The sequence below is a fragment of the Ferruginibacter sp. genome, from assembly GCF_031391665.1.
In the GTDB taxonomy this organism is placed as follows: Bacteria; Bacteroidota; Bacteroidia; order Chitinophagales; family Chitinophagaceae; genus Ferruginibacter.
The window spans coordinates 1-10291 of the sequence record NZ_JANMUN010000170.1; the positions used below are offsets into that span (position 1 = coordinate 1).

General features: G+C 34.5%; 12 protein-coding genes. 2 read left to right on the top strand and 10 right to left on the bottom strand.

Annotated elements, in window-relative coordinates; translation table 11 throughout:
* The 6 genes from ACY651_RS12555 to ACY651_RS12580 all read right to left on the bottom strand — a co-directional run.
* A partial coding sequence (locus ACY651_RS12555) for a hypothetical protein (protein WP_462253230.1) occupies positions 1-180 on the bottom strand: 180 nt, incomplete at its 3' end.
* Positions 181-437: 257 nt separating this feature from the next.
* Positions 438-1820: an alginate export family protein gene (locus ACY651_RS12560; RefSeq protein WP_462253232.1), complete on the bottom strand. Its 1383-nt coding sequence runs from the start codon at positions 1818-1820 to the stop codon at positions 438-440.
* A complete protein-coding gene (locus ACY651_RS12565) occupies positions 1817-2560 on the bottom strand; it encodes a hypothetical protein (protein ID WP_462253234.1) in 744 nt (247 codons plus the stop codon). Before ACY651_RS12565 ends, ACY651_RS12560 begins: the two co-directional genes overlap by 4 nt.
* Positions 2561-2674: 114 nt before the next feature.
* Positions 2675-2794 carry a TMEM175 family protein gene (locus ACY651_RS12570; RefSeq protein WP_462253236.1) on the bottom strand — a complete coding sequence of 40 codons (120 nt, stop codon included), beginning with the start codon at positions 2792-2794 and terminating at the stop codon, positions 2675-2677.
* Positions 2795-2860: 66 nt separating this feature from the next.
* Positions 2861-4090 carry a hypothetical protein gene (locus tag ACY651_RS12575; protein ID WP_462253238.1) on the bottom strand — a complete coding sequence of 410 codons (1230 nt, stop codon included), beginning with the start codon at positions 4088-4090 and terminating at the stop codon, positions 2861-2863.
* A gap of 70 nt (positions 4091-4160) precedes the next feature.
* The gene (locus tag ACY651_RS12580) at positions 4161-4739 is read right to left on the bottom strand and encodes a Crp/Fnr family transcriptional regulator (RefSeq protein ID WP_462253240.1); all 579 of its coding nucleotides are present in this window, start codon (positions 4737-4739) and stop codon (positions 4161-4163) included.
* 488 nt (positions 4740-5227) lie between these two features.
* On the opposite strand from ACY651_RS12580, the gene ACY651_RS12585 reads away from it, so the two are divergent.
* Complete coding sequence (locus ACY651_RS12585) at positions 5228-5518, top strand: hypothetical protein (RefSeq protein ID WP_462253242.1); 291 nt, start codon at positions 5228-5230, stop codon at positions 5516-5518.
* A 120-nt stretch (positions 5519-5638) separates the two neighbouring features.
* On the opposite strand, the gene ACY651_RS12590 is transcribed toward ACY651_RS12585, so the two are convergent.
* The 4 genes from ACY651_RS12590 to ACY651_RS12605 all read right to left on the bottom strand — a co-directional run bounded on the left by ACY651_RS12590 (position 5639) and on the right by ACY651_RS12605 (position 9338).
* Positions 5639-7030 (bottom strand): protoporphyrinogen/coproporphyrinogen oxidase, encoded by a 1392-nt coding sequence (locus ACY651_RS12590; protein WP_462253244.1) that lies wholly within the window; start codon positions 7028-7030, stop codon positions 5639-5641.
* 2 nt (positions 7031-7032) lie between these two features.
* Positions 7033-8139 carry a hypothetical protein gene (locus tag ACY651_RS12595; RefSeq protein WP_462253246.1) on the bottom strand — a complete coding sequence of 369 codons (1107 nt, stop codon included), beginning with the start codon at positions 8137-8139 and terminating at the stop codon, positions 7033-7035.
* 8 nt (positions 8140-8147) lie between these two features.
* Positions 8148-8972, bottom strand: a complete 825-nt coding sequence (locus ACY651_RS12600) for a hypothetical protein (protein WP_462253248.1) — start codon at positions 8970-8972, stop codon at positions 8148-8150.
* A 147-nt stretch (positions 8973-9119) separates the two neighbouring features.
* Positions 9120-9338: a hypothetical protein gene (locus ACY651_RS12605; protein WP_462253250.1), complete on the bottom strand. Its 219-nt coding sequence runs from the start codon at positions 9336-9338 to the stop codon at positions 9120-9122.
* Positions 9339-9792: 454 nt separating this feature from the next.
* On the opposite strand from ACY651_RS12605, the gene traK reads away from it, so the two are divergent.
* Positions 9793-10291, top strand: a 499-nt coding sequence (gene traK / locus ACY651_RS12610; protein ID WP_462253252.1) for a conjugative transposon protein TraK, incomplete at its 3' end; no start/stop codon positions are given.

The window sequence follows — 10291 nt, forward strand, 5'->3', positions numbered from 1 at the left end:
CGTAACATCATTTATCGATTCAAGAAAACCTTGCAGGCCTTGAGGTGAATTTTGCTTTAACAAAAGAGAAAGCCCGACCAAGCCATGAGTTTTATTATTTGGTACTTCAGTTTTGTTAGTTGTACATGAACTACTTCCAAATGAAAGATAAATTGATAAGGCAATTTGAAATAATTTCATGATATATTATTTTGTTGGATTGGACGATTAAATTATCGATCTGGTTACTGCCTTAGCTTTACAACAACGCACAAATTTCGAGGCAGTTGGGTAATTGAGCAAATATCCCCGGAACCGAAACTAAATTTATAACTAAAAGCCGAAGTTAACCAACAAATGCCCGGCAGAATTCCGTCCGCCGAAGCTAAAGCCTGGCTTTGCAGAAAGATGGCTATCGCCCCGTTTTGGCAAACCCCTCTACACGTTCGTGCTTTTTCTTAAAATCCAATCCACAATGTCAATCCATTGTAAAAAGTATTGTTAGAATCGCCTGTTTCGTTTACAAAATCACCTGCTAAAAAATAATAAGTTTCGTTGGATAATTTTAAATACCGATTGATTTCATATTCAAATTTTAGTCCGCTTTGCCAACCTATCCAGCGGCTTTGGCTGTTGTTGGAGGCCCGTAGCAAGGCTTTTGAACCAGCATACAAACCATCACAGCGTTGGGCTCGCCAATAAAAATCAGCTTCAGCAGTAGCACTAAACTTTTCGAACAATTGTAGTTTTATGGAGGGATGAATATCAAACAAATTCATTGCAGCTACCTGCAATATCAAACCAAAATAAGCAGGATTGTTAAAATACGGATTGAATGTCCCCAATTTATCATCGCCTTGATTTTTATCTCCTGAAACATAGTCTAATTTTAGTCCAATATCAGGCTTGAATTTGTTATTGATTAAATTATAATGCCATTCGCCTTCAATAGAAAATGCATTTATGGTTTTATTGCCAAATTTGCCGAATTGATAATTAAGCTCTGTGTTGTACCTAAACTGTTTACCCAAATTGCCAAATCTTCTTAATCCAATTGTATGACGGGTTTCCGGACTAATTCCATCGTTGTATTTTAATGATTTGGCATCAAACCCAATATAATAAATGGTAGTTTTCCCCAAAATTTTCTTTGTGTTGACGGTCAATCCAAACCCCCAAGTATAAGGCGCATCAATTGATTTATTATCAAAAACACCATCTGGCACTCTTACTTCTCTGCCATAAAATAAATTGGAGCTATAGTCTTTTCCATCAAGCACAATCCGAGCCATATCAAAACTTAAGCGACTGTTGGGTCCATCTCTAAAAGCAATCAAACGTCCTGAACCTAGCAATAATTCTTGTCTTCCTGCCCGTAATTTTAAAGTTGTTTCTTTAACAGGGATTGTAAATTCGGCAAAGGCCTGATGCAAATCCAATTTATCAGATTGTACATAAACTGGCTTGTCTAATGACACAAACCCGTGTGTCAATTGCCCAAAAAATCGTGCGTATTTTCCTACATGTAAATCGGTGTGAAACATTATTCGTTGCGAATAAAAATTTTCATCAGCCGTCGGTATTGTACTCCAATTTTTATTATCGGTATGTTCCCAACGAGGCCTAAATTCTCCTCCTAAACTCAAATAAATCATCTTGCCTTTGTTAAGCGCAATGGCTTTTAATTTATTGAGAAAAGAGGCATTGCGAAGCGAATCATTTTTGAACAAAATACTATAATTTTCTTCGGCCCTTAATGCTTTTATAGGTGGTAATTCTTGTGCTTTTACAGGGAATTCGATTACAAAAAATATAAAAATGAAGAGTGTATTTTTTATCATTGAAGAGTGAAATTTAAAATTAAATTGTCTTTGTTTTTTGGGTTGAAATCTGATGGCTTATGGTCAAAAACCTGATTTACGGAATTGGCAGCAATATCTTCCAGGTATGGATTTATGAAGATTTTATATCTTCCTTTTTTCCAATTTTTATCTGGTTTAAAAGTCCATTTTTGTTCTTTATTGGTTAATAAAATTTTGCCTTGAATTTCTTTTTTATCTTGAAAAACTTTTATCAATGTATAAGCCGAAATATGGTCAATTTTATCATTAAAATCAATAAGTATGGCAGCTCTGGTATTTGATTTTGGTAAGCATAATTTCCAAATTCTGGTATCCGGTGGAAAGCTATCTTCTTGTACCGCTACAAATTTTTTTGTAAATTTATTGCTCAGTTTTAGGTCGTTAAAATCGGGCAATAAACTATCAATGGTTAAGCTGTATTTTTTGCCTGCATCAAAGGCTCTGCCCATTTTATTGTTTGCCAAAAGCCCTGACTTTACCCGGCCTGGATCTACAATTAGCGTAACTTTTGTTCGTTCTTCATTCCATAATTCATATTGATTTTCAAAGAATATTCCTGTAATATTTTTGCCTTCTTCATTGCTCAATTTTATATGGTTTAAAATATTCATTTCTTGCATTGGAGCAGAAAATTGAATATAGAACCGAAGAATGTTTACAGGTATCGAGTCAGTGGTTGGATAAACTTCAAGAATTTTTGGATTTATTTTTTGTCCCAAAATTACAGTTACTGAAAATAAAAGTAAAAAGCAACAATTGAGTTTTAGCATCGTAAATGTCAATTTGGTATTAAATGTTTAAGTGATTTTATTTTTTTTCGCTCTATTCTGGTATCAGGTAAAAACCAAACCGAAGCAACCCTCATAAAACAGCGCTTTTAATTCCAATACCATGATGGTAATAATTATGGCTATAACACCATCGCTAAATGCTTCTAATCGTGATGTTTTCATTTTCATTATTCATAATAATTAATGCAGTTGCACAATTGTGGTGTACAACTGCATTAAAACGCTGGTTTATTTTTTCAAAAATTTGTCTTTTCCTAAATCTTGTATCATCATGTTTTGATACCCTTTCATTTGCAATTGTTGTCCTTTGTATGTATAGCCAGGCTGGTCGTATTCTGATACAAATTCATCTAATCGCAAATACATGTTTTTTAAGAAAGAAATTAATTCTAAACTACCTGTTTCGACATCTCGTCTTAATGTAGCAATATGATAACCGTCCTGGTCGTCCATTTGCAACAAACCTACCATCGGAAGATTGTTTAAAGGCGTTCCGGTATGTTCTACCATTCCTACATAGCTTACGCCTTTTTCCGTAGCACTTTTTGTAATATCATTGATATTTACAAACTGTGCAGTACGATTTCTATTGGCTAAAATAATGCCTTCGTAAGGTTTTTTATCAAACCCTTCTGATTGGAATTTGATAATATCTACAGGTGTATTTCCATATCCTAATTCGGCGATAGTTTTGCCTACAATGTGAGCACCATCTATAATTTCTTTTACGGGAATTAATACCAAAGGCGTACAAGTATAAGCAGCCAAAATGTACGCTTCGTTGTTTAAGATTACAAATTGCAAAGTTTGAATAGGAGCCCTGGTTTCGTTTTGACCGTGAACAGCATGAAAAATTTCAACAGAAGAAGTGGTTACTTTTGCATTGGTAAATGGATAATCTACCATACGCAAAGCCGATGAAAATTCTGCATTGGACATACCGCTGATATATACTTTTCCTTTATAGAAATCAATATCGGTAAAGGTCATAGATCGCAAAGAAGTTTTGTCCCAAATTTTCAAATCACTGGTCGGAGCATCGTTAATTTTAGTTTCGGTATGTTTTGTATTTACTAAATCAAATTTCCGAATCGTTCCTGCCTGATTTACAACAATGATTTGTGAAACATAACCTGTTTTGGTTTTGGTATCAAAAGCAATATAAGCTTCCTTTGAGGTTGGATTTATAGCCATATCACGAACGATAATATCCATAACTCCTACTTTTGCAAAAGCGGCAATTTTACTACTTAAATTGTGGATGTTGTAGGCTTTTTGTGCTTCGGGATTGGTGCTGACTGCCACACTATAAGCATATAAAGTAGCCGATTTACTATCGCCAACAAACAAGGTATTGGCATCGCCAAATTTTATTACAGTAACGGATTGTGGTGTAGTGGCAAATGCCAAACCAGTTGTAAGCAGTAAGCCTGCTAATGCTATAGATTTTAACTTCATATTTTTATAATTTTTAGATTATTAAAATACAAAGTTAGTTTAGCACAAAGCCTTCAACCAATGACCTAGGTTAAGAGTTTGTATTTTTTTTCATTCGGCTAAAAAATTCTGGTGTAACACCGAGGTAAAGAGCAATTTGTTTTTGAGGCAATAGATGTTTTAATGCAGCATATTTTTTATTGAAAATAGCATACCGCTCTTTTGCCGATAAACCCAAACCTTCCATCACTCGATTTTGTGATTCTGCGTAAGCATTTTCTGCTAGAATGCGAAACATCCGTTCAAATTTTGGAATTTTGAAATATAAATTATCTAAATCGGTTTTGGCAATTTGCAATACTTCCGTTTCTTCCATAGCCTGAATAAAAAGCACTCCTGGTTTTTGTGTAATAATACTATACAAATCACCCACCCAATAATCTTGTGAGGAAAAAAGGAGAATATGCTCAAATCCGTTTTTATCAATATTAAAAGTCTTGCAACAGCCTTTGTTGATAAAGGTCAAATGCTTGCAAATGTCGCCTTCCCGATTAATGTATTGTTTATTTTTGAAATTTTTCTCTCTCAATAACGACACAAAATATATTCCTTCTTCTTCGGTGAGAGCAATGTGTTTTGAGATGTTTTGGAGGATGATTTTAGTGTTCATATTATTTTGAAGGTTGGTATGGTAGCATGACGTACAATTCTTGTATTGCTGAAAGTTTCCTCAAGAATATTGGGCAATATATTAAAGGTAGGCTGTATTGACGAAAGTTTTTGGTGGCTCCGCATCTTAAGCTGTATCTTAACAAAAACTTTCAACTAATAATCAAGAGATTTTTCTTCCCGACGATTTGTTCACAATCAATCGGTTTAACGGGGTAGTCCTACTTCGTTTACCCCATCATAAAGTATTATTGTAAAAACATGTGCTTACATATTTAATTGTGTGAAAGTAAATGTGTGAGTGATGTTTCAGAAAACAAAAAATATTGATACTGCCTTCCGGCATATAAAAGCATTTTCCCTCTTACTTGTAGCGGGCTGCTTTCTCCTGAGCGGCTTTGTGCTATATAAAAGTTACGAATTATCTGCACGAGTGCAGGGCTATAGAATACTTTCTTTTTACCTATAGATAGAGAGTATTTAATCTTCATGATTATTGGTATTGTGGGCTATTTTACTGTACCAAGTGTAGCCAATTATATTGTTCATGCAGGTGGTGGAAATACACTGCTCTACAAGGTTACCAGTCTAACTTCCAGTAGTTCCCGTAGTGTAGTCAATTCAGTTTCATCAGGTGCAGGCATGGTGGCAGATTCCTTTGGTAATACAAGGTCAACTGTGGCTGGTAGTATGGCATCAAATGGTGTAAGTGGTGGATATTTTAATGAGAAAAAAGATAATGGTGGTTATATGAAAGATAAGTTGAGTGGCAAAACGTAATTTTTTATTCAAATTATTTCAGGACGAGATATGTTGCCGGATGCCCATCTCTGGGCCTCGTCTGTCGAAGTGTCAACCGCTGGATTGTTTTGTCAAAATAAAGCTGTTGTTCCATTTATTTCAAATTCGATTTACTGTATCAGGATATAATAAGGTTGTTTCTTCAAATTCATTTAGTAAAGAATTTACACATTCTACTCCTTGCATGTAGGAGTGGTCTTGATTAGAAACTTCATATTTCCATGCTCCAAATCTTCCTCGTGAAAAAATATTTAATTTGCTCAAACTTGGAAAAATAGAATTTAAGCATTCATCTCTGTCTATTGTTGGGGTTGGATAGCCATAATCTAATTTGCAACTCCATTTTGAAACTATGACGCTTTTAGTCTCTAAAAGTTTTGTTTCAATTAATCCTTGTAGCACTTCTTCAATTAGAGAATTGGAATTTATTTGTTTGCTGTCGGGTGCTGAAACTTCTGCCATGATTGACCAATACTCGCCATTCGGAACATTGTTAGGAGAATAATTTGAAAAAACTGTTACTCTATAAAACGGGCAATTGCTCTCTGGAAAATAAATCCATGATTTGCTTTGAAGATTTCCTGGGACTTTACCTTTTATTCCAATTCCAATAATCAAGGTGCTTGAATGTTTAAGTCTCTTGGCTGTGGTTCTTAATTCTAAAAGGTCGCTGTTGTAAATTAAAATGTCTAACGGAATTGTTGTTATAAGTTTATCGTAATGCTCCTCATGTCCGTTGCTAAATTTTACTTTTTGTTCTGTGGTATTTACAGAAATCATTTCGTGATTATAATTGATTTTCTCATTTGGTAGCAAAGATGAAACAGCATTCCAAATTGCACCTGTTCCACCGAAAAGAGGGAAACGAAATTCTTTATTAGCTCCCCAATCCCTGTTTCCATTTTGTAAAAAGTCATTGGCAAAATGTTCCTTTGTTAGCTTCGCAACTCTGTCGCCAATCCATTGGCTGCTTAGTGTGTGCAATGGGTAAGCCCAAATTTTTTCATTGTAAGGAAGCATAAAGCTGTTTGCAATTCCATTTCCAAAACTATTTGTTATCCATTCGTCAAACGGCAAATCAATTGTATCTGAATCATTAGTTGCTATTGCATTACTTGATGGTATTGTTTCAAAACAAAGTTGTGCTTCTTCCTTTTGTAAATAATTAAAGTTGTATTGAAATGGATATGGAACGAATCGGTCTCTCATCCAAATCCATGCACTTCGTTTATGAAACAACCATCCATTTGGAAGAATGGAATCCATCAGTTCGTCAAATTCTTTGTAATGAGAAAATTGAACATGCCCTCCTAAATCCCAAGTGAAACCTTTGTCGTCTTTTACTGAAGATGCAAGTCCTCCTACTGAACTGCTTTTTTCAAAAAGAATCCAATTGTCATGTCCAAGTTTGTTTAGTTGCATTGCTGCACCAAGTCCAGTCGGGCCTGCACCCAAAATAATTATCCTCTCATGCTGCTTTTTGCTTTCCATTTTTACAAGGAATATTTTGAGAGTATGTCAATCAACTTGTTTACTGAAAATTCAAAACTGAAATCCGTTCTCCGTTCTCTAATTCTTTTCTCACTTGTTTTGAGTAAAGTTCTGTCGTGCAAAATGTTTGAGAGTTCATCATAATCTTTGAAACTGAATCCAATTTTATTTTCTCCTACAAATCTTTTCATTGCTGACTGCCCTACACTCGGAATACAAATTGGTAAACCTGCACACAAATATGCAGTGTAGCGATATGGCATATTCAGTTCTTCAAACTGTGAAGTCGGATGAGAACTTGGAACAGAAGAATGCATAAAACCTGCATCATATTTTGACCATTCAAAAGCAAACATTTCTGGAGTAATGAACGAATGCAATGTTGTGTTCTTTAAAGTTGTTGTCAACTTTTGATATTCCAATGCAGTTGCTTTGTCATAGAAGATTTGATAGCCCTCTGAATTTTCACTTACCATATTTCCATACAAGTGAACACATATATTTCGCTTGTCCATCTCTGAACAAAGTTCACGAACATCTAATCTGTCATTGAGAGCACTCATGCTACCCGCAATTAGTAAGTGTGGCTTACCATCTTCAGCCGAAAGTTTACTTTGAAAATTGTCGGTCATGTATTGTTTTGAAATCATATCAGCATCAAGATAGTGTGCAGTTGATTTGTCAACACCATAAACCGAGTGGAAATAGTTAAAGGATTCTTGATTGATATAGATTTGACCTGCTGTTTCTGTCAATACTTTTTTTTCTTCAACTGTTGGAAAACACGGATGCTCTTTGTAGTGTCTGATAATAGGAATTTTTAAACCTGATTCAATTAATTCTATTGTTGCTTCTGTTGATTCATCGTGTGAATTTAGCAGCGAATAAATGACATTGATTTCATAACGAATAGAAATATACTCAATGAAGGCAGACATATTCCTTCTTGGAATTGCTACCTGAATTATATCGTCTAATAAAATTTGGCTTGGATTAAACTCTGTGTAAGCATAGATTACACGATTAACAGTTTTAGCAAGTGATGAAATCCTATTTTGATTTGGACCTAAACACCCTAAAACAAGAATGTTTAAAGGTTTTGCAGACATAAAAAAATTTATGATAAAGAAAGGGAGTTCTCAAAAACAGAATAATCTAGATCCTGTGAGAAGGTTTGTAAATCATTTAATATATCATAGCCGTTTGGACTTAAAACAAATAAATTCTGTTCTGCCAATTTACTATATGACTTTTGTAAATCCGTAACAGTATTTCGTAAAGAAGGTAAATATTGCAACCCTCTTTCTGATTCTCCAATCTGATTGTAGTAATACATTATTCCAGTAACAACACAAGCTGAATGAAATGATTTATCGTATGGTCTTCTGGTCTGTCTTATTGCAGAGATTGAAAGAGCATCTTCAACTCCAAGTAAATTTGTATTAGGCATTATGGTTCTAACCATGTCCTCAAGAAAAACGCAATTGTGAATGAGTTCATGCACTAACATCTCACCATAATACCTTCTATCCCATTCTTTTAGCGGACTCAACCATATGTGACCAATTGCATTTGAGATTGACCCTCCATCTCTCTCCGGTATTGAATATACCGAAATGGAACCTATAACCGAATTTAGTAGGTTAAGTAAATTAATATTTACATCACCAATAAGTGATAATGCTTGATTAACTGATTCTTCTATTATAGGTCTATCAAGAGTGGGGATAATATGGGCGTCATTGACAAGCTCCTTCTCTTGAAATACACCATTTTTTAATAAAAAACTTGTGGTGGCTGTGTTGTCAAATTCAACTTTGGCTTGTTCCTCATTAGCAAATGAAGTTCGTTGAACTGTATTGATTGCTTCAATAAAATTTCTCTTTGATTGAGAAGAAATAGAATCATGAGTTTGCAGCACATGTATTGCAAACAAATTCATGTTTTGTAAAACTCTCGTATAATTTAGAAATCTCATTTTGTTTTATGATTTTGCTTACCAAAAAAGAATAAAAAACTCCATGACTTTTGTGCAAAGTCATAGAGTAGTATTTTAATGCTTTGATAATTCAATAACGAATTACACCAATCAAACTCTTGAACTTTGATTTGCAGAGTTGTCCAAGTTTTGGTTCTTCATAATAAGTGGATTCCATGAATCCCGTCTTGCAGCCATATTTTGTTGACTGGCGTTTGCACCCTCACGAGTGTGATTTTTTAAAAAATTCTCAATGTTCAATGTGATAATTTTGTTTAAATCATCAGCATCCTGAAAATTTGAGGTCGTTGAATTAATTTTCTTGTCCATGATTATCTATTTTAAAATAGTGAATTTCACTTTAAATGTACTACTTTTTTTAAAAGAAAAGAATCATTTTTTCCACGCAACTTCTATTTATGTGTAAAAGTTACCTTTCATATTTTATCACCCCTTCACTTTGAGTTACAGGCTGTCGCCACAGGGTTTCCGGCAACTTTTGTATTTACGAAAGTAAGTACAAAAACCGCTGCAAATACGCACTTTTTCCCTGCTGTACTAAGCTTTGTTTTGAAATAGGATACACTAAATATTGAGTTAACTGGCAATTGGAGTTAAATGAAGTAAAATAATTCACCTCTTAGTCTGCAAAATTTTAACCCCAAATATCGTTCAAAACCAATTTAGTTAATGGGGTAGTCCTACCTCGTTTACCCCATCACAATGGAATATTGGAAAAACATTTGCTTACATAATTAATTGTGTGAAAGTAAATGTGTGAGTGATGTTTCAGAAAATAAAAAATATTGATACTGCCTTTAGACATATAAAAGTATTTTCCCTCTTATTGGTAGCTGGCTGCTTTCTCCTAAGTGGCTTTGTGTTATATAAAAGCTACGAATTGTCTGCACGGGTGCAAGATAAAATATACATACTGGCTGGCGACCAGGCAATGGAAGCCTACGCATCCAAAAGAAAAGACAATGTACAGGTGGAAGCCAAAAGTCACATAAGTCTATTTCACACCTACTTTTTCTCACTCGACCCCGATGAAAAGGTGATAGAAAGAAATATCCTGAAAGCATTGTACATGGCTGATGGTTCTGCAAAAACACAGTATGATAATTTTAAAGAAACAGGCTACTACTCCAACATCATTGCAGGCAATATAAGCCAGCAGATTTCTACTGACAGTATTACCGTAAACATTAAATCAGAACCCTATTTCTTTAACTATTACGGCACAGAGAAAATAATACGACCAAACAGCATCGTAACAAGAA

Coding starts and splice junctions, on each gene's coding strand:
- ACY651_RS12560 (WP_462253232.1), bottom strand. CDS start 1,820: ATGATAAAAAATACACTCTTCATTTTTATATTTTTTGTAATCGAATTC.
- ACY651_RS12570 (WP_462253236.1), bottom strand. CDS start 2,794: ATGAAAACATCACGATTAGAAGCATTTAGCGATGGTGTTATAGCCATA.
- ACY651_RS12575 (WP_462253238.1), bottom strand. CDS start 4,090: ATGAAGTTAAAATCTATAGCATTAGCAGGCTTACTGCTTACAACTGGT.
- ACY651_RS12580 (WP_462253240.1), bottom strand. CDS start 4,739: ATGAACACTAAAATCATCCTCCAAAACATCTCAAAACACATTGCTCTC.
- ACY651_RS12585 (WP_462253242.1), top strand. CDS start 5,228: ATGATTATTGGTATTGTGGGCTATTTTACTGTACCAAGTGTAGCCAAT.
- ACY651_RS12590 (WP_462253244.1), bottom strand. CDS start 7,030: ATGGAAAGCAAAAAGCAGCATGAGAGGATAATTATTTTGGGTGCAGGC.
- ACY651_RS12595 (WP_462253246.1), bottom strand. CDS start 8,139: ATGTCTGCAAAACCTTTAAACATTCTTGTTTTAGGGTGTTTAGGTCCA.
- ACY651_RS12600 (WP_462253248.1), bottom strand. CDS start 8,972: ATGAATTTGTTTGCAATACATGTGCTGCAAACTCATGATTCTATTTCT.
- ACY651_RS12605 (WP_462253250.1), bottom strand. CDS start 9,338: ATGGACAAGAAAATTAATTCAACGACCTCAAATTTTCAGGATGCTGAT.